At 64.8% G+C, this 18,174-nt stretch carries 22 protein-coding genes and 1 tRNA gene; 10 read left to right on the forward strand and 13 right to left on the reverse strand.

The window, feature by feature from the left end; all coding sequences use genetic code 11:
* Positions 1–114 precede the first annotated feature (114 nt).
* Positions 115–192: transfer RNA gene (locus IH615_RS16120), tRNA-Met, on the forward strand.
* 76 nt (positions 193–268) lie between these two features.
* Positions 269–934 carry a GntR family transcriptional regulator gene (locus IH615_RS16125; protein WP_291363360.1) on the forward strand — a complete coding sequence of 222 codons (666 nt, stop codon included), beginning with the start codon at positions 269–271 and terminating at the stop codon, positions 932–934.
* Between the two features lie 52 nt (positions 935–986).
* On the opposite strand, the gene IH615_RS16130 is transcribed toward IH615_RS16125, so the two are convergent.
* Positions 987–2,381, reverse strand: coding sequence for an L-serine ammonia-lyase (locus IH615_RS16130; RefSeq protein WP_291363362.1), 1,395 nt, complete (start codon positions 2,379–2,381; stop codon positions 987–989).
* Positions 2,382–2,527: 146 nt separating this feature from the next.
* Between IH615_RS16130 and IH615_RS16135 the strand changes: the two genes are divergently transcribed.
* Complete coding sequence (locus tag IH615_RS16135) at positions 2,528–3,133, forward strand: alpha/beta hydrolase (RefSeq protein ID WP_291363364.1); 606 nt, start codon at positions 2,528–2,530, stop codon at positions 3,131–3,133.
* Here the strand turns inward: IH615_RS16135 and IH615_RS16140 are convergent.
* Entirely contained in the window at positions 3,130–3,576 is a 447-nt protein-coding gene (locus IH615_RS16140) for a nuclear transport factor 2 family protein (protein ID WP_291363366.1), read from the reverse strand. The genes IH615_RS16135 and IH615_RS16140 overlap by 4 nt on opposite strands.
* Positions 3,577–3,788: 212 nt before the next feature.
* On the opposite strand from IH615_RS16140, the gene IH615_RS16145 reads away from it, so the two are divergent.
* Positions 3,789–5,489 (forward strand): diguanylate cyclase, encoded by a 1,701-nt coding sequence (locus IH615_RS16145; RefSeq protein ID WP_291363368.1) that lies wholly within the window; start codon positions 3,789–3,791, stop codon positions 5,487–5,489.
* Positions 5,490–5,572: 83 nt separating this feature from the next.
* A complete protein-coding gene (locus IH615_RS16150; RefSeq protein WP_291363369.1) occupies positions 5,573–6,622 on the forward strand; it encodes a DUF3298 domain-containing protein in 1,050 nt (349 codons plus the stop codon).
* Here the strand turns inward: IH615_RS16150 and IH615_RS16155 are convergent, their stop codons facing one another.
* Genes IH615_RS16155 through IH615_RS16165 form a run of 3 tightly spaced genes read right to left on the reverse strand, consistent with a single transcriptional unit; the run spans position 6,623 to position 8,302 of the window.
* Positions 6,623–6,919, reverse strand: a complete 297-nt coding sequence (locus tag IH615_RS16155; protein WP_291363371.1) for a GNAT family N-acetyltransferase — start codon at positions 6,917–6,919, stop codon at positions 6,623–6,625.
* 54 nt (positions 6,920–6,973) lie between these two features.
* Positions 6,974–7,546, reverse strand: coding sequence for a tetratricopeptide repeat protein (locus IH615_RS16160; RefSeq protein ID WP_291363373.1), 573 nt, complete (start codon positions 7,544–7,546; stop codon positions 6,974–6,976).
* A 54-nt stretch (positions 7,547–7,600) separates the two neighbouring features.
* Positions 7,601–8,302 (reverse strand): DedA family protein, encoded by a 702-nt coding sequence (locus IH615_RS16165; protein ID WP_291363375.1) that lies wholly within the window; start codon positions 8,300–8,302, stop codon positions 7,601–7,603.
* Between the two features lie 104 nt (positions 8,303–8,406).
* Between IH615_RS16165 and IH615_RS16170 the strand changes: the two genes are divergently transcribed.
* A complete protein-coding gene (locus IH615_RS16170) occupies positions 8,407–8,802 on the forward strand; it encodes a RidA family protein (RefSeq protein ID WP_291363376.1) in 396 nt (131 codons plus the stop codon).
* 135 nt (positions 8,803–8,937) lie between these two features.
* Here IH615_RS16170 and IH615_RS16175 read toward each other — a convergent pair whose 3' ends face one another.
* The 3 genes from IH615_RS16175 to IH615_RS16185 form a co-directional block, all read right to left on the reverse strand.
* Positions 8,938–9,789, reverse strand: coding sequence for a fumarylacetoacetate hydrolase family protein (locus IH615_RS16175; protein ID WP_291363377.1), 852 nt, complete (start codon positions 9,787–9,789; stop codon positions 8,938–8,940).
* Between the two features lie 97 nt (positions 9,790–9,886).
* The gene (locus tag IH615_RS16180) at positions 9,887–10,321 is read right to left on the reverse strand and encodes an RbsD/FucU domain-containing protein (RefSeq protein WP_291363379.1); all 435 of its coding nucleotides are present in this window, start codon (positions 10,319–10,321) and stop codon (positions 9,887–9,889) included.
* A 22-nt stretch (positions 10,322–10,343) separates the two neighbouring features.
* Positions 10,344–11,093: a GntR family transcriptional regulator gene (locus IH615_RS16185; RefSeq protein WP_291363381.1), complete on the reverse strand. Its 750-nt coding sequence runs from the start codon at positions 11,091–11,093 to the stop codon at positions 10,344–10,346.
* A 128-nt stretch (positions 11,094–11,221) separates the two neighbouring features.
* Here IH615_RS16185 and IH615_RS16190 point away from each other — a divergent pair, with 128 nt between their 5' ends.
* Genes IH615_RS16190 through IH615_RS16200 form a run of 3 tightly spaced genes read left to right on the forward strand, consistent with a single transcriptional unit; the run spans position 11,222 to position 13,378 of the window.
* A complete protein-coding gene (locus tag IH615_RS16190; protein ID WP_291363382.1) occupies positions 11,222–12,772 on the forward strand; it encodes an altronate dehydratase family protein in 1,551 nt (516 codons plus the stop codon).
* Positions 12,769–13,101 carry a TfoX/Sxy family protein gene (locus IH615_RS16195; protein WP_291363384.1) on the forward strand — a complete coding sequence of 111 codons (333 nt, stop codon included), beginning with the start codon at positions 12,769–12,771 and terminating at the stop codon, positions 13,099–13,101. Before IH615_RS16190 ends, IH615_RS16195 begins: the two co-directional genes overlap by 4 nt.
* Positions 13,102–13,105: 4 nt before the next feature.
* Complete coding sequence (locus IH615_RS16200) at positions 13,106–13,378, forward strand: acylphosphatase (protein ID WP_291363386.1); 273 nt, start codon at positions 13,106–13,108, stop codon at positions 13,376–13,378.
* On the opposite strand, the gene IH615_RS16205 is transcribed toward IH615_RS16200, so the two are convergent.
* Complete coding sequence (locus IH615_RS16205; RefSeq protein WP_291363388.1) at positions 13,357–14,019, reverse strand: 50S ribosomal protein L11 methyltransferase; 663 nt, start codon at positions 14,017–14,019, stop codon at positions 13,357–13,359. The two genes, IH615_RS16200 and IH615_RS16205, sit on opposite strands and share 22 nt — an antisense overlap.
* A complete protein-coding gene (locus IH615_RS16210; RefSeq protein WP_291363390.1) occupies positions 14,016–14,930 on the reverse strand; it encodes an SMP-30/gluconolactonase/LRE family protein in 915 nt (304 codons plus the stop codon). Before IH615_RS16210 ends, IH615_RS16205 begins: the two co-directional genes overlap by 4 nt.
* A 122-nt stretch (positions 14,931–15,052) precedes the next feature.
* Here IH615_RS16210 and IH615_RS16215 point away from each other — a divergent pair, with 122 nt between their 5' ends.
* A complete protein-coding gene (locus tag IH615_RS16215) occupies positions 15,053–16,240 on the forward strand; it encodes an alpha-hydroxy acid oxidase (protein ID WP_291363392.1) in 1,188 nt (395 codons plus the stop codon).
* A gap of 132 nt (positions 16,241–16,372) precedes the next feature.
* Here the strand turns inward: IH615_RS16215 and IH615_RS16220 are convergent, their stop codons facing one another.
* From IH615_RS16220 to IH615_RS16230, 3 genes are read right to left on the reverse strand one after another with little or no spacing between them, the layout of a single operon-like run.
* Positions 16,373–17,176 (reverse strand): anti-sigma factor, encoded by an 804-nt coding sequence (locus IH615_RS16220; protein WP_291363394.1) that lies wholly within the window; start codon positions 17,174–17,176, stop codon positions 16,373–16,375.
* Positions 17,173–17,679, reverse strand: a complete 507-nt coding sequence (locus IH615_RS16225) for a sigma-70 family RNA polymerase sigma factor (RefSeq protein WP_291363396.1) — start codon at positions 17,677–17,679, stop codon at positions 17,173–17,175. Before IH615_RS16225 ends, IH615_RS16220 begins: the two co-directional genes overlap by 4 nt.
* A gap of 14 nt (positions 17,680–17,693) precedes the next feature.
* Positions 17,694–18,086, reverse strand: coding sequence for a hypothetical protein (locus IH615_RS16230; protein ID WP_291363398.1), 393 nt, complete (start codon positions 18,084–18,086; stop codon positions 17,694–17,696).
* Between the last annotated feature and the right edge of the window lie 88 nt (positions 18,087–18,174).

An 18,174-nucleotide genomic window follows, 5' to 3' on the forward strand; every position in this document is an offset into this window, starting at 1 on the left:
GGCTATATGATTAACGTGGCGGCTTATAAAAACGGTATCGGCTATGGGAAATGGACTCATATCGACGGTTTTTCACAGAGCATTATTCGTTATATCATTGAGTCTGAACGATAACGCGGGATGGTGAAGTCTGGTCTAACACACATGGTTCATACCCATGCACCGCAGGTTCAAATCCTGCTCCCGCAACCAAAAAAGGCCCAGCGAACTCGATGAGTTCCTGGGCCTTTTCCTTATGGGCAGGCATGATCGTGGGGCGGAGGGCAGGATGGCGGTTCCGAGTGCAGTTGCGGGTTTGCTGAAACGGCCGGCCCGGCTGGGCGACGCGGTCTATGCTGCGATCTTCGAGCGTATCATGGCGCTTGAAGTGGTGCCCGGAGAGCGGATTTCTGTCGATGCGGTGGCGCGCCAGCTGGGCGTGTCGCAGACGCCGATCCGCGAAGCGATGGGGCGGCTCGAAAGCGAGGGTCTGGTGCGCAAGACGCCGCTGGTGGGCTATAGCGCGACGCCGCGCCTGGGTGCGGCGGAACTCGCCGATCTCTATGAAATGCGGCTGCAGCTCGAGCCGTTCGCGGCGCGCAAATGCGCCGCGCTGATGCCCGATGCGGTGATCGAACAGCTTGAGGCGCTGTGCCAGGAGATGGCTGATCTGGCCAAGCGGGAGGGCCTGGCCGCCTATGCCCAGTTTGCCCAGCTCGACATGGCATTCCACGACCAGATCGCGGTCAGCGCCGGCAATGCGCTCGTCGCCGAGGCGCTAGGGCGGCTGCATAGCCATGTGCACCTGTTCCGCCTGCTGGCCGAGGCCAAGGCGCCGGCCGCGGCCAATGGGGAACACGAGGCGCTGGTGGCGGCGATCCGGGCGCGCGATGGCGACGGCGCCGAAGCGGCGATGCGTCAGCATATCGAGCGATCGCGGCGGCGGTTCGCCTGACCCAGAGGTCAGCAGGCACTGATCTAGAGATCGACAGGCGCCGACTCGGAGGTCAGCAGGCGACGACGTTGACCGCCAGGCCCGCCAGGCTGGTTTCCTTGTACTTTTCGCTCATGTCGAGCCCGGTCTGGCGCATGGTTTCGATGCAGGCATCGAGCGGCACGGCGTGGGTGCCGTCGCCCTTGAGGGCGAGGGAGGCGGCGGTGACGGCCTTGACGGCACCGAAGGCATTGCGCTCGATGCAGGGGATCTGCACCAGCCCGCCCACCGGGTCGCAGGTCATGCCTAGATGGTGTTCCAGGGCGATTTCGGCGGCGTTTTCCACCTGGGCCGGGGTGCCGCCCATGATGGCGCAGAGGCCGGCGGCTGCCATGGCCGAGGCGGAGCCGACTTCGCCCTGGCAGCCAACTTCGGCGCCCGAAATGGAGGCATTGTGCTTGATGATGCCGCCAATGGCGGCTGCTGTCAGCAGGTAGTCGCGTATCGATTGCGGACCGGCCGCGGCGTTGAACTTGAGGAAATATTTCATCACCGCGGGGATGACCCCGGCGGCGCCGTTGGTGGGGGCGGTGACGACGCGGCCGCCAGCGGCGTTCTCCTCGTTGACGGCCATGGCATAAAGGCTCAGCCAGTCATTGGCCATCAGCGGGGTCAGCTCGTTGCGCTGCCACTGGGCGTCGAGCTGGGTGAAGATGCTGCGGGCGCGGCGCTTGACGTTGAGCCCGCCGGGCATGATGCCCTCCTGGCTGATGCCGCGGTCGATGCAGGCACTCATAACGCCCCAGATCTCGTCTATGCCGCGATCAAGCGCCGCGCGGCTGCGGGTCACTTCCTCGTTGGCGCGCTTCATGCCTGATATGGAGAGGCCCGATGTGGCGGCCATGGCGAGCATGTCTTTGGCATGGGCGAAAGGATAAGGCACGTCGGCCTGACCGGGAGAGGCATGCTTGACCGCATCAAGCTCCTCGGCGCTGACCACAAAGCCGCCGCCGATGGAGTAATAGGCCCGGCGCAGCAGGAGTTGCCCGTCGGTGTCATAGGCGGAAAACTGCAGGCCGTTGGGGTGGCCGGGCAGCGCATTGCGCTTGTCGAATACAAGGTCCACTGCGGGGCGGAAGCGATAGGCCGGGTGACCCGGGGGATGCACGGTACCGGTGGTCTCGGCCTTGGCGACGATGGCGTCCATGGCATCGGGATCGACCGTCTTGGGGTCTTCGCCGCACAGACCCAGGATCACGGCGCGGCCGCTGCCATGGCCAATGCCGGTAAAGGCCAGCGAGCCATGCAGGCTCGCCGTCAGCGCGGCGGGGCGCGCATTGGTGGCGCGGGGCCAGTTGCCAGTCTTGAGTTCATCGAGGAAGCGTCGGGCGGCGGTCATCGGCCCCATCGTGTGGGAACTGGATGGGCCGATGCCGATCTTGAAGACGTCGAAGATGGAAAGGAACATGACTGCATTGTGCATGAAAGCGGCGTGCCAGCAATCGGCAGTGCGGGTCACTGTTTCGCAAACGGCAACAGTGCGTGGCCGACAGGCCGATTGCGCCGGTCACGGCGCTGGCCGATATGTGGTCGGGACAAATTATGGAGACCACCATGGCCGACTATCATTATCGCGAAGCCCAGGGCGCCGATGCACAGGCGCCGCTATTCTTGGTCTTTCATGGCACCGGTGGCGACGAGAACCAGTTCTTTGAGCTGGCGGGCCAGTTGCTGCCCGGGGCGCGCGTGATCGCCCCGCGCGGCGATGTCAGCGAGGGCGGGGCACTGCGCTATTTCCGGCGCACCGGGGAGGGGGTCTATGACATGGACGATCTGCGCCTGCGCGTCACGCAGATGATCGCCTTTGTCGAGGCGCGCCGGACCGAGGGCGCGGCGCGGCAGGTCGTGGGGCTGGGCTATTCCAATGGCGCCAATATCCTGGCGGCGGTGCAATTCGCGGCGCCCAGCCTGTTCGATGCCAGCGTACTGATGCATCCGCTGATCCCGTTCGCCCCGCCAGAGGCCGATTTCGGCGGCAAGCGCGTGCTGATAACCGGCGGCCGGCGCGATCCGATCGCGCCGGAGGCGATGACGCAGCGGCTGAGCGACTATTTCACCGGCCATGGCGCCGCGACATCGCTGGTGTGGCATTCGGGCGGGCACGAGCTGCGCCAGGAAGAGCTGGTGGCGGCGCGGGAATTTCTGGCGGCCGCGCGCTAGATGAGGCCGTGATCCCGCATGGCCTGTTCTTCGTCGGGCGTGACATAGCCAAAAACCTTGGCGGCGCCGTCGGCCGTGGTGACGAAGTAGAAGTTGGTGAAGGTAACATGACCGCTCTGGCCGGCCTTGTTGGTATAGGCAAAGTCCCAGTCAACGTCGGCGATGGCATGGCAATGGTCCAGCTCGGTCACCTTGAGCCCCTTGATGGTCATGTGCTTGCCACCGACAGCGCGGTAGCGGGCGAAGCCCTTGGGGATCATGGCGCGGAACTGCTCGTCATTGGCGCCGCCCATCACGCCGCGGGGGCTGGAGCCGACGAAGTAGGGGGCAAAGGCCGCGGCAACGCCGTCCACATCTTCACGAGGGGGATCCTGCAGGGCGTCGTCGCTGCGCTTGGCATAGGCGTCAAACAGCGCGCGGACCTTGGTTTCGAGCTTGGTCATTGCGGTCTCCTTTCCAGGCAGAGCAGGCGTCTCAGGCAAACGTGCAGGGCCGCCACAGGTTCACGACCGCGCCGCCCGGCAATGCCTTAACGAAGTCTTGACGGGTGCAGCCTAACAGTGTCGGGGCGGTCTCCCAAGGGCCGCCCATTGTATATGCGAGGCGCCAAATCAGCGGGCTTCGGGACACTATCGCCAGCAGCCTGCGGATTCGCGTGCTGATCCTGGTGCTGCTCGGCTTCGCCGCGGTGGCCGTGCCGGCCTATGCCGCATTCAACTGGATCGTTGCCTCCACCGTCGTCCAGCTGGGGACACTGTTCGCCGAAAAGCAGGTTCTCTACGATCGCCATCGCGGTCTCGAAGCGCTGATGCGCGAAGTGTCGCTGGCCGAGGCGCTGGCCGGATCGCAGTCGATCCGGGACTGGGCCAATGACGAAAGCGACGAGAATCTCAAGCGCCGCGGCATTGCCGAGCTCGAGCATTTCCGCCAGTCCTTCGCCGACAAGAGCTATTTCTTCGTTATCGACGCATCGGGCAACTACTATTTCAACGACGCGGCCAATGCCTATGCCGGCAGCCAGTTCCGCTACACGGTCAACCCCGACAACCCGCGCGATGCCTGGTATTACGCCACCGTGCAACTGGGCGAGGGCTGCCACCTCAACGTCGACAACGATGCCAACCTGCGCGTCACCAAGGTCTGGATGAACTGCGTCATCCGCGAGGGGCGGCGGGTGCTGGGCATATTGGGGACGGGGATCGATCTCACCAGCTTCATCCAGGAGGTGGTCAACGTCCCCCAGGTCGGCGTCACCTCGATGTTCGTCGACCGGCAAGGCGCGGTGCAGGCGCATCGCGACCAGGATATGGTCGACCTGCGCAGCCTCACCGCAGAGATGAGCGCCAAGCGCACCGTCTATTCCATGCTCGACAATGCTGGGGACCGGGCAGCGCTGCAGGCGTTGATGGACGAGGTCGCGGCCGGCGACGCGGTGGCGAAATCGCGTTTCATGACGGTCAGCGGCAGGCAGATGCTGGTCGGCGTCGGGTATCTGGATCGGCTCGGCTGGTTCAATGTCACGCTGATGGATGTCGATGCCATCATCGACAGGCGGCTCTTCCTGCCCATCGGCCTGTTGCTGGCGGCGATGATGGGCCTGACGGCGGCCATCCTGATGCTGGTGTTCAAGCGGCAGGTGCTCGATCGCCTGAAGCGGCTCGAGGGCGTGGTGCGCAGCGCGCGGCAGGGCGATTATGGCCCGGCGCTGTCGATGGGAGACGCGCGGCAGGACGAGGTGGGCCGGCTCTCGGCAGCCTTTACCGAAATGGCGGTGTCGGTGGCCGACCACACGCGCCTGCTCGAAGCGCGGGTGCGCGAGCGCACCGAAGCGCTGGAAACCCTGGCCTTCCGCGATGCCCAGACCGGCATCGCCAATCGCCGCGGCTTTGTCGCCGCCTATGCCGATGCAATGGCGGGGCAGCGGCACGGGCTGCTGCTGGTGGATATCGACCACTTCAAGTCGGTCAACGACAATTTCGGCCATGCGGCCGGCGATGCCGTGATCATCGAGGTCGCCCGCCGTATTGTCGATTGCCTGGGTCAGGGCAATATCTGTGCGCGCTGGGGCGGCGACGAATTCATCGTGCTGCTGCAGCACAGCGCACCCAATCTGCTGCGCGCCGCTGCCGCGGGCATCATGGCTGCCATCAGCGACCGGCCGGTGGAATTGCCGGGGGGCGGCCAGGCCATGGTGACCATCAGCGTCGGCGCCTGCCTGACCGAGCCGGGCGACACGATCGAGACTGTCACCGAAATGGCCGATGCGGCGCTCTACATGGCCAAGGGCGAGGGGCGCAACCGCGTGGTTGTCTTCGGCCCGGAGGTCGCCCCCGCCGGGGAAAGCCGCACCGCCTGACAGGCGAATGCCCACCGTTCGGACGGTTGACGCGGCGGCAGGCGCCTGCCAGCGTCAGCCCGGTTCCAGCCGAGGTTCAGCCCATGTTCCCGTCCCGCTTCCTGCTTGCCGCCAGCCTCCTGGCGCTCGCCATACTGCCCGCCACCGCAGCCAGCTTCGACTGTGCCGAGGCCAGCACGCCCTTCGAGCGTGCCATCTGCGACATTCCGGAGCTGTCGACGGCCGATGACCGCCTGGCCAAGTCCTTTGCCACGGCCACGGGCGGCCTGAGCAAGGAGTCGGTGGTGCTGATGCGGGGCGACCAGCGCGCCTGGCTCGATTATGCGCAGCGTGCCTGCACCGACGATGCGGAACCGCTGAGCCGGGGCAGCTATCCGGAAATGGGCGGCTCGTGCCTGGTGGAGAAATTCAACAGCCGCAGCGGGGCGCTGGAACAGAGCCGGATGATCGGCGGGCATCGGTTCTTCATCAAGTCGCTCTATGCCGCGCTGCCCGACCCCAATGAAGTGGGCAATCCCGATTCATACTGGAAGGTGGCGAGCCACGACGCCGTGATGCCGCAGCTGGAGGCGGAGGACCCATGGGCCGAGGCGTTCAACCGCTATGTCATGGACGAGGCCGCCCGGGACACCGAGACGCTGTCGCTGGCCGGGGCGAGCGATGTCGCAGACCTCGACGCGACCGCCGACAGCAGCCTCAATATCGCGGTCAAGGAGCTGGGCGGCACCAGCCGGATCACCCTCTCGGTCAATACCTACTGGTATGGGCATGGCGCGGCGCATGGCAACTGGAGCATCAGCTACCTGCACTATCTCACGGCCGAGCAGCGAGGCCTGCAGGCGGACGACATGTTTGCCGGCAAGGACTGGCAGGCGACGCTGCGCGACGCGGCCTGGGCGCAGTTGCAGACCGAGCATGCCGAATGGCTCCAGGTGGAGTCGCCGTCCGACATCGCCGAGATCGTCATCGATCCCGCCCGCTGGGACCTCTCCAACGACTATGGCCTGGGGATACAGTTCCAGCCCTATGAGGTTTCGGCCTATGCCTATGGGGCCCCGACGATCACCATCCCCTGGGAAAAGCTCGACGCCATCAAGGCCGAGACGCAGGACCAGGTGCGCTGGGGCTATTGATCAGGCGCGCAGGTCGGCCCATTCGGGGTGGCGCCGGAACTGGGCCACCACATAGGAGCAGACCGGGGTGATCTTGAAGCCCTGTTCGCGCGCGTCGGCGACGGCGCGGTTGACCAGCCTGGCGGCGATGCCACGGCCCTCATATTCGGGCGGAACGCCGGTATGGTCGATGGTGATGGTGCCATTGTTGGCCTTGCGGAAGGTCATCTCCGCCTCAAAGCCCGGGGCCAGGCGAATGAAATAGCGGCCGCTGACAGGGCCATCCTCGCGAAGGATGGAGGGTTCGGTTTCAGTCATGGAATCTTCCTTGCTTTGCGCCCAATGTGGGACGCCGGCCCGTAGGCCGCAAGGCTAGATCTTGATCGCGTCTTCCAGCAATTCGGGGAACATCGCGCGTTCGGCGAGGAAGGGATGAATGGCGAGGCCCGCCAGGATGTCCTTGAGTGCGAGGTCGTCCTTGCCCTGTTCCTTGTACATGACGGCGCGGCCGGCCAGGGCGCCGAAATGGCGCGGCTCCAATTCCAGCACCCGTTCGATGTCGGCCATCGAGTGCTCGAAATCGCGCAGCAGGAAGTAGATCGTGGCGCGCTGGTTCCAGGCTTCGGCATAGTCGGGATATTCGGCAACGATCTCGTCGAGCAGGGCGATGACGGCCGGGAAATCGGCATTCATGCGCAGGGCCAGCACGTCCTGCATACGGGCCGCAAGCACCGGGTCGGCGGGTGTGGTCCAGTAGATCCAGATCTGGTCGGTGATGGCCTGGGCAGTGGCGGGATCGGGCGCGACGCGAAGCTGGTCGAACAGCGCATCGAGCGCGGCCTTCTCCCGCTCGGTCTGGGCTGTTGCGGGCAGGATCAGGGCAATAGCGGAGAGCGGACCCAGAAGGGCCAGGACGATGCGGGAACGGTCAAGCCAGCGGCGCATGATGGGCGCAAGAGTGAGCTTCTTGCAGGCGCCCGGCAAGACAGCACTTCGTGATCAGTGCGCGGCGTCCTCGGCGCTCCAGCGTGCCTTGATGGAGCGGCCGAAACCGCCCAGCCAGGGGGCGAAGAACAGCAGGATGCGGCGGTGGTAATGCACCAGGATGAAGAGGGCGGCCAGGATCAGCGTGCCAACCACGATCACCAGTTCCAGCGACAGGCCGATGGATTTGAGCCAGGCGGTCAGCAGCATGCCCGGCAGGATATGGGCGGCGGCCCAGGCGAAGGCGGAGGTGACGTTGATGATGGTGAAGTGCCCGTATTTCATGCCCATGATGCCGGCAACGCCGGGGATCACGGCCTTGACGCCCGGAATGAAGCGCCCGATGAACACGGCCTTGCCGCCATGCTTGGCGAAGAACACCTCGCCGCGGGCGATCAGCGGCCTGTGGTTCCGGAAGGGCCACACTTCCTTGATCGAATCCTTGAGGAAATGGCCGATCGTGTAGGAGATGGCGTCGCCGATGATGGCGCCGATGACCGCGGCAAAATACACTTCCCAGAAGGGCAGGCGGCCCTCGGCGATGATGCCGCCGGCCATCAGCAGCACGGGCGTCGAGGGCACGAACAGCCCCAGGATGAAGACGGCCTCGCCGATCGCCACCGCGAAGATGAACCAGAAGGTCAGCCAGAAATTGCCAGAAATCGCGTCGAGAAAGCTCTCGAGATAGGCTGAGACGGTATGAAATATATCGAACATCGGGCGGTCTCGCTACACGGAGAGCGGTGCGCAATGCTCACCGACCGTTGACTTATGGCCGCTGAGGCGCTGAGGCTCAAGCACTATCACCCTAGAGCATAGCCATGACACTTGTTCATCACCTGATCGCCGACGGTCCGCGGCCCGTCGCCCCCTTCTCTCATGCCGTCGAAGCCGATGGCTGGGTCTTCCTGACGGGGCAGATGCCGACGGACCCCAAAGCGCCGGACGCGCCGCTGCCCGATGGCATCGAGGCGCAGACCATAAGGGTCATGGACAATCTCAAGGTGGTGCTCGCCGGCATAGGGCTGGGGCTCGAGCATGTCACCATGGCCCGCATCTACCTCACGCAGTTCGAGCGGGACTATGCCGATCTCAACCGGCTGTGGCCGAGTTTCTTTGAGGCCGGTAAATTGCCGGCGCGCACCACGATCGGCGTGACGGCGCTGGCGGTGGGGGCGCTGGTGGAGATCGACCTGGTGGCGAAACGGCCCTCTTGACCTCTCCCTTTGGGGGAGAGGTCGGCGCGCAGCGCCGGGTGAGGGGGCCTTTGCCCGGCTGTGGTGTGGAGGAAGGCCCCCTCACCCGACCCGAAGACGGGTCGACCTCTCCCCCAGGGGAGAGGTGAAGAACGTCTAGGCCGAATACGCCTTCACATTCTGCTGCTGCTCGCCCAGGCCTTCGATGCCCAGGCGCATGACGTTGCCGGGCTTCAGCCAGACCGGCTCGGGCTTGATGCCCATTCCGACGCCGGGCGGGGTGCCGGTGGAGATGATGTCGCCGGGCTGCAGGCTCATGAACTGGCTGACATAGCTCACCACATGGGCGACGCCGAAGATCATCGTGGTGGTCGAGCCGTTCTGGTAGCGCTTGCCATCGACTTCGAGCCACATCTTGAGGTTCTGCGGGTCGGCGACCTCGTCCCGCGTCACCAGCCAGGGGCCGATGGGGCCGAAGGTATCGCTGCCCTTGCCCTTGTCCCAGGTGCCGCCGCGCTCGGTCTGGAAGTGGCGCTCGGAGACATCGTTGATGACGCAATAGCCGGCGACATGGTCCATGGCGTCGGCCTCCTCGACATAGCGGGCCTCCTTGCCGATGACGACGCCCAGTTCGACTTCCCAATCAGGCTTGATGGCGTTCTTGGGGATGATCACGTCGTCATTGGGGCCGATGATGGCGCTCGTGGCCTTCATGAAGATGATCGGTTCGGCCGGGATCGGCGCGCCGGTCTCGGCGGCGTGGTCGGCATAGTTGAGGCCGATGCAGATGAACTTGCCGACGCTGCCGACGCAGGCACCGATGCGCTGGTTTGCGTCGAGCTTGGGCAGGACGCCGATATCGGTGGCGCGGATCTTTGCCAGGCCTTCGGGCGTCAGGGTCTGGCCGGCGATATCGCCGACCACGCCGGAGAGATCGCGGATAGTGCCGTCTTCGGCCAGGATTGCAGGCTTTTCCGCGCCCTTGGCGCCGATACGAAGCAGTTTCATGGTGGAGTATCCCTGTTGCCGTTAGCCTTGGCCATAGCGGCTAACATGTTAGTCTGTCGAGGGCGACCTTGGTGCAATCGGTTCGGTCGACGCCATTTCAAGCGTCGGGCCGAATAATGCCCTTCTTGAGCAGGACATTGCCATAGAGCCGGCGCTCGCCGGTCTGGACGATGGCATAGGCCTGCTTGACCCTGTCGTAGAAGGCGAAGCGCTCCAGCGAGGCCAGGTGCATTTCCGGCTCGTGCTGCTTCACGATGGTTTCGAACTGGTCCATCACGGGCTCGCGCTTGCTGGCATTGCCGACGACCTGCATGCAAAAGGCCGCGTCATCGACAAAGGTATCGAGCGGCATCAGCGTCAGCACGGCGTCGAGCGCGTCGGTGGCGCTCACCCCATCGAGGCGGATGAGGGCGGGGCCGGCTGAATCGGCCGGATAGTTTGCGTCGACAATGGCGATTTCGTCGCCATGGCCCATGGCACGCAGGATGCCGAGCAGGTCGGGGCCGAGAATGGGCGGAATGTTCTTGAGCATGGAATGGCCTCCCGGGCCGTTGTTATCCGAAGGGGAAAGAATCGCTGTCCAAACCGAGCGTAGCGCCGTCGGCGAAGAGAGCAGGATGTTCGCGAGCAAAGGCGAAGAGTTCGACCATCACCGCATCGATATGGGCCCGGATGGCCCTGATCGCCTGGCCCTGGTCCTGCGCCAGGATGCCGTCGAAAATCGCCTGGTGCTCGGCAATGGTCAGCGCCAGGCGTCGCGGCGTGATGATCAGTCGCCGGGCGCGGTCGAGATTGGCGCGTGCACTATCGATGATGCCCTTGATCTTGGTGAAGCGCATCGAGCGGAAGATGATGTCGTGGAAGTCGATGTCGATCTGGTGGAAGGCCTCGGCGTCGTCGCGCTCGGCGGCTTCGCGCTGGGCGGCCATATTGGCGTGCAGGGCCGCGATCAGATCGGCATCGTGGGCGCCGATAAGGACGCGCAGGGCCTCCGATTCCAGCGCCTTGCGGATCAGCATGTATTCGCGCACGTCGGCAATCCTGACCAGCGACACGGTCGAACCACGCTGCGGGGCGATATCGACCAGGCCCTCGATCTGCAGGCGCGCCAGCGCTTCACTCACCGGAAAGCGGGAGACGCCGAGTTCGGCGCAGATCAGCGATTTGTCGATGGCACTGCCCGGCGGCAGAGCCAGGGTGACGATGGCGTGGCGGATGGCGTTGGTCACTTCAGCCGTGACGTTTCCCCGCGCCAGCCCAGCGGGTCGTGTCAGAAATGAGTAGCGACTTGTATGGTTGTTCATGCTAACATGTTAGTTAGTGCCGTGGTGCTTTACAACGCCCGTCGCTGCCGATTGCGGGCGCAATCTGGCGGCAAACGGGGTCGGCGTAAAGCGCAGTTGAGACCCGACCCCCGAAAGTCCCCCGATCCATGTCTGAAACGATGACCCGCCCGCAGCCCCGCACGCTGGTGCTCAACCCCGCCGACAATGTTGCGGTGGCGCTTGCCAATCTCGATGTGGGCAGCGACACGCCGCAGGGCGTGCGCATCGTTCGCCGCGTCCCCAAGGGGCACAAATTCGCCCGCAGGGCGATTGCCGCAGGCGAGGCCGTGGTCAAGTTCGGCCAGATCATCGGCTTTGCCAGCGAGGCCATCGTGCCTGGCGACTGGGTGCATGAGCACAATTGCGGCATGGGGGGCGCCGATGGCAGCCTCACCCATGACTATGCCTTCAGCGAGGGTGCCATTGCCCCGCAGATGATCCCGGTGGCGCAGCGCGCCACGTTCGAGGGCTATCGCCGCGCCAATGGCAAGGTGGGGACGCGCAACTATATCGGCATCCTCACCTCGGTGAACTGCTCGGCCACGGTGGCCAAATTCGTTGCCGAGGCGATCAACCGCTCGGGCATTCTGGAGCAATATCCAGAAATCGACGGCGTGGTCCCGTTCGTGCATGGCACCGGCTGCGGCATGGAGAGCCGGGGCGAGGGCTTCGACATCCTCAAGCGCACGCAATGGGGCTACACCTCCAATCCCAATCTGGGTGCGGCCCTGCTGGTGGGGCTGGGCTGCGAGGTGTTCCAGATCGGCCGCATGAAGGAAATGTATGGCATCGCGGAAAGCGAGACCTTCCAGACCATGACCATCCAGGAGCGCGGTGGCACGCGGAAAATGATCGATTGGGGTGTCGAGAAGGTCAAGGAAATGCTGCCCATCGCCGCTGCCGCACGGCGCGAGACGTTCGACGCGTCGCACTTGACGTTGGCGCTGCAATGCGGCGGCTCGGACGGCTATTCGGGCATCACCGCCAATCCGGCTCTGGGCTATGCCGCCGATATCCTGGTGCGCAATGGCGGCACGGCCATTCTCAGCGAAACACCGGAGATTTATGGCGCCGAGCACCTGCTGACCCGCCGTGCCGTGTCGCGCGAAGTGGGCGAGAAGCTCATCAGCCGTATCCATTGGTGGGAGGATTATACCCGCCGCAACCATGGCGAGATGAACAACAATCCCTCGCCGGGCAACAAGCTGGGTGGCCTCACCACCATTCTCGAAAAGTCGCTAGGCGCGGCGGCCAAGGGCGGCACGACGCCGCTGACCGCCGTCTACGAATATGCCGAGCCGGTGACCGAGAAGGGCTTTGTGTTCATGGATACGCCGGGCTTCGACCCGGTCTCGGCAACCGGGCAGGTGGCGGGCGGGGCAAACCTGCTTGCCTTCACCACCGGGCGCGGCTCGGCCTATGGCTGCAAGCCGGTGCCCTCGATGAAGCTGGCCACCAATTCGGACATGTATGCCCGCATGACCGAGGACATGGACATCAATTGCGGTGATATCGTCGAGGGCGTCTCGATCGAGGACAAGGGCCAGGAGATTTTCGACCTGCTGCTCAAGATCGCTTCGGGGCAGCACACCAAGTCCGAAGACCTCGGTTATGGCGACAATGAATTCGTGCCCTGGCAGGTCGGGGCGACGATGTGAGCAGCCAGCAGAAGACGGTCGACTATATCGTCGAGCAGTCAGCCGGCGCCGGGACGATGACGGCGAAGAAGATGTTCGGCGAGTATGGCCTTTATTGCGACGGCAAGATCGTGGCGCTGATCTGCGACGACCAGCTTTTCATCAAGCCGACAGAGGTCGGGCGGGCCTATCTGGGCGAGGTCACTGACGGCTCGCCCTTTCCGGGGGCCAAGCCGTATTTCCTGATCGAGGGCGACCGCTGGGACGATGCCGATTGGCTGGCGGGACTGGTCAAGACCACGGCGGATGACCTGCCGGCGCCCAAGCCGAAGACGGCGAAGAAGGGGTGATGCGATGCGCGGCGCCCATGTGGTCATAACGGGCCGCGTCCAGGGCGTCGGCTTTCGCTATTGGGTCGAGGCAGAGGCGGTGTTGCGCGGCGTGACCGGCTGGGTGCGCAATCGGCGTGACGGGTCCGTCGAGGCGGTTTTCTTCGGCGAGGATGACGCTGTGGGCGCCATGCTGAAAGCCTGTTGGGATGGCCCTGATATGGCACGGGTCACCGCGGTGGTGGTTTCCGACACGGACGATGCGCCACCAGATTTTCAGATTCGCGGCACGGTATAGCGGCCTCGGGACCTGAGCCGATAAACCGAGCCCACCCGCTCGGTGCTGGCCCGTGCATCCCCCGCATCTCCCACCGAGTAGGACGCGATGCGTTCCAGCCGGTCGACCGGCAAGTCACGCCGGTCCGGATCGCCAACCAAGACGTCCATGCCCGCCGCTACGCAGCGTTCGAGAAAGGGCAGCATGCGCTGGCCCACTTCGGGATTGTAGAACACGTCGCCGGCGGCGATCAGGTCGAAGCCTCCAGGCGCGGGGCCGCCGATGTCGATATCGACGATGGTCAGATCCACGCCATTGGCAGGCGCGTTGAGCGCGATGGCGGCCTGGCCGTTGGGATCGATCTCGGCCGCGCTGGCAACGGCGCCTGCTTTGGCCGCAACAATGCCGACCAGCCCGGACCCCGCCCCGAGATCAAGTATGCGCCTACCCCTGACCGTCTCGGGATGCGCCACGAAGTGATGCGCCAGGGCCAGACCGCCCGCCCATTGATAGGCCCAGTAGGGCGCGGGCGGATCGTCGTCATCGGGATCGGCAAGCCGCGACAGGCGGCTGCCGGGATGGGCGGTGTAGAGCACGATATCGGGCAGTGACGGCACAGGCTCGAGTCGGAGGTTCTGCCCGATGAAGTCGGCAGGATTCAAGGCGTCTGCAATCCGGTGGCGCTCACATAGGTGGCCATGACAAACTGGCTGCAGGTGATGAAGAGCCGGTTCCGGCGCGGACCGCCAAAGACCAGGTTTGAGGTCTTGGCCCCGGTCTTGATGCGGCCGAGCAGGGCGCCGGATGGATTGTAGACATTCACGCCCAGCCCGGCGCTGGTCCAGACATTGCCCTCGGTATCGAGCCGGAAGCCATCGGGCAGGCCGGAATCCACGTCGGCGAAGACCCTTGGATTGGCCAGCCGGCTGCCATTGACGTCGAATTGCCGGATATGGGCCGGCCAGTCGGGGTCGTGGCTCTGGCCGGTATCGGAGACATAGAGGATCGACTCGTCGGGCGAGAAGGCGAGGCCATTGGGCTTGGCAAAGTCGTCGGCCACGACGGTCAGCGAGCCATCCTGGGGATCGAAGCGATAGACGAAGCAGCCATCCTGCTCCTGGGCGGACTTGTAGCCTTCATAGTCGCTGAGGATGCCGTAGGGCGGGTCGGTGAACCAGATGGTGCCATCGGACTTGACCACGACATCATTGGGCGAATTGAGCCGCTTGCCCTGGTGCCGGTCGACCAGCGTGGTCACCGTCCCATCGGGCTCGGTGCGCAAGACGGCGCGCGCGCCATGCGAGCAGGAAATCAGGCGGCCCTGGCGATCGCGGGTGTTGCCGTTGACGTAATTGGAGGGCGTACGGAACGTGGTGACGCCCAGGTCCGGCACCCATTTGAGCATGCGGTTGTTGGGGATGTCGCTCCAGACCAGGAAATTGCCGTCGGCGAACCAGACCGGTCCCTCGGCCCAGCGGCAGCCCTCATAGAGCACTTCGAGCGCCGCGATCCCGATCACCAGGTCGTAGAATTTCTTGTCGATAAATTCGAGCGCGTCGCCACCGATTGCCATGCCGTCCTCCCGGTCTGGCGTGCATATGACGGGATGCCAGCATGAGTGGCAAGACCCATGCCCAAGGTCGCATTGACGACTAACATGTTAGTTGCTAGGGCAGGGCAACACCGGAGCCCGACATGGCCGCACTCGATAAAATCCTCACCGTCGACGAGATGAAGGCCAAGGCGCGCCGCAGCGTGCCCAAGATGTTCTTCGAATATGCCGATAGCGGCAGCTATACCGAAGGCACCTATCGCGACAACGAGAGCGATTTCGGCAAGATCAGCCTCAAGCAGAAAGTCGCGGTCAATCTGGAGAACCGCAACCTCAAGACCCGGATGCTGGGCAACGAGATCACCATGCCCGTGGCCATCGCGCCGGCCGCGACGGGCGGCATGCAGATTGCCGACGGCGAGATCAAGGCGGCCAGGGCCGCCGAGAAATACGGCATTCCGTTTACGCTCTCGACCATGAGCGTCTGCTCGATCGAGGATGTGGCCGAAAACACCACAGCGCCGTTCTGGTTCCAGCTCTACGTGATGCGCGACCGCGGCTTCATCGAGCGGCTGATCGACCGCGCCAAGGCGGCAAAATGCTCGGCTCTGGTGCTGACGATGGATCTGCAGATCCTGGGGCAGCGGCACAAGGACATCAAGAATGGCCTCGCCACGCCACCCAAGCTCAATGCCTATTCGGTCTGGCAGATGATGCAGCACCCGATCTGGTGCGCCCGCATGCTCGGCACGAAGCGCCACACGTTCCGCAATATCGTGGGGCATGTGAGCGGCGACCATGACCTGGCATCGCTGTCGGCCTGGACATCGAGCCAGTTCGACCCGGCGCTGGACTGGGCCGATGTCAAATGGGTCAAGGAGCGGTTCGGCGGGCCGGTGATCGTCAAGGGCGTGCTCGATCCTGATGACGCGCAGGCGGCTATCGACAATGGCGCCGATGCGATCGTGGTCTCCAACCATGGCGGGAGGCAGCTCGACGGCGCGCCATCGACGATCCGCGTGTTGCCCGAAGTCGTCGACCGCGTCGGCCACAAGACCGAGGTCTATCTCGATAGCGGTATCCGCTCGGGGCAGGATGTGCTCAAGGCCCTGGCCTTTGGCGCCAAGGGCACCTTTATCGGCCGGCCGATGCTCTATGGCCTGGGGGCGGGTGGCGAGGCCGGCGTGACTCGCGTCCTCGACATCATCCACAAGGAGCTCGACACCACCATGGCGCTGTGCGGCGAGCGCGACATCCTCAATGTCGGCCTGCACAACATCTATTCGAACGACATCCCGCCAAGGAATGCGCCGGTGGCAAGAGGCGCATGATTGCCGCCGGGTCATTCCGGCGAAGGCCGGAATATCCATGCGGCGAAGCATCCACCGACTACATGCCTGGGACGATGCGGACATGGATCCCGGCCTTCGCCGGGATGACGCGGTGGTTGGGACGAGCTTTCGCTACCCCCGATAAGGCGGTCCTGAGCCGACGTCACCCTCGGTCAGCTGGCGGTAGACCGCGCCGGCCACCGCCTTCATCTGTTCGCCAGGGAGGGTGCCGACCACAGTGCAGGTGATGCGGGCATTGGCCCAGTAGAAGGCCTCGGCGCCGTCATGGCTGGCGAACTGGTAGGCCGGCGCCCTGTCCGGCAGGGCAGCCGTCACATAGATGGTCACGCGCTGCTGGGCGGCGTTTTCATACATCAGTTGCCCTGCGCGGCCGCCGGCATCCGGCTCGCCCGGCAGCAGGCGCCCGCCGACCAGGGTGAAGCCCTCTGCCGTCAGGTCCGGCATGCCCAGCGTCGTATCGAGCCGGTTGGATAGCCAGGAACTCAGATGCTCGCTGTCGTCCCGGCCCACCTCCACCGCGTGGCGGTTTTCGGCGACATAGACGGCGTGGGCATTGACGGCGTCGGCGATCAGCGTGGCGCTGGCGGGACGCGCCTCGAACAGGGGGCGGGCGAACCAGCCGGCACCAAGGCCGAGGCCGACGAGGACGATGGCGGCAGCGGCCCAGCCCCAGGAGCGGGTGCGGCGGCGGCCGATTTCGGCGGCAATGCGGGATGGCTTGAGCCGGACAGGTACCGCCTCCGCGCCGGCCGGGCCGAACAGCGTCCTGATGGCGTGGGCCTGGCGCTGCAGCAGGGCGACTTCGGCGGCAGCCTCCGGATTGGCAGCAAGGTAGGCGTCGACGGCGGCGCGTTCGGTTTCCGGCAACTGTCCGTCGGCATAGGCCATGAGCTGGTCGCGGCTGATCTCGCTCATTTGACGGTCCTCAGGTGCGGCTCGGCCGGCGTTCCGGTCAGGGTCCGCAGGGCGGAACGGGCCCGGCCCAGCCGGCTCATCAGCGTGCCCAGCGGAATCTTCAGGATCTCGGCGGCCTCGCCATAGGCAAGCCCCTCAAGGGTAACGAGCAGCAAGGCTTCCTTTTGCTCCAGTGGTAGCGATTCGATGGCGCGTGCCATCTCGGCCAGCGCAATATGGCCCGGCTGCGGGGCCGGGGTCGATGGCTCGGGGATGGTGTCGAAATCCACGGTCTCGCCCCGCCGATGCGATGCCCGCAGGGCATTGCGATGCAGATTGAGCAGAATGGTGAACAGCCAGGCGCGAACCGGTCCTGATGGACGGAACAGGCCGCGCCTGGAAATGGCGCGCTCAAGGCAATCCTGGACCAGGTCATCGGCCAGGTCGGCACTGCGTGTCAGCGCCCGGGCATAACGCCTCAGGGCCGGCACGCAGGCTTCGAGCTGATCGAGGAAAGTGTCCACGGATGGCCTGGAGGTTATTCGATGGCAAGATGCCAGACACCGCCGACGCCGTCACCGGTGATATCGCCGGGAGCCATGTCGTCCTTCCAGTAATACAGCGGCCAGCCCTTGTAGGCCCACATCTTGGTGCCGTCGGTGCGGTCGACGACAGTGAAATCACCCTCGGCCATGGCCGCGGCATCGGCCATCAGCGGTGGCCAGTTGGTGGCGCACTGATCGTAGCAATTGGTGACGCCGGGCGCGTCCTTGTCGAAAATGTAAAGCGTCATGCCATTGGCATCGGTCAGCACCATCTTGCCGCCGATATCGGTGGATTTGACGGCGCCGCCCAGATAGTCGGTGGCGAAGGCAGGCATGGCGAACAGCGCAAGCGCGGCAGCGCCGGCCAGGATCGAACGGAGTTTCATGGGATATTTCCCTCCATGTTGCGGGACCGTCGCTGCGGTCCTCACATCCATCAACACCGGGGCGAGGGGATTAATCCCGGCGTTGCGA

The organism is Devosia sp. (assembly GCF_014860165.1).
Taxonomy (GTDB): Bacteria; Pseudomonadota; Alphaproteobacteria; order Rhizobiales; family Devosiaceae; genus Devosia.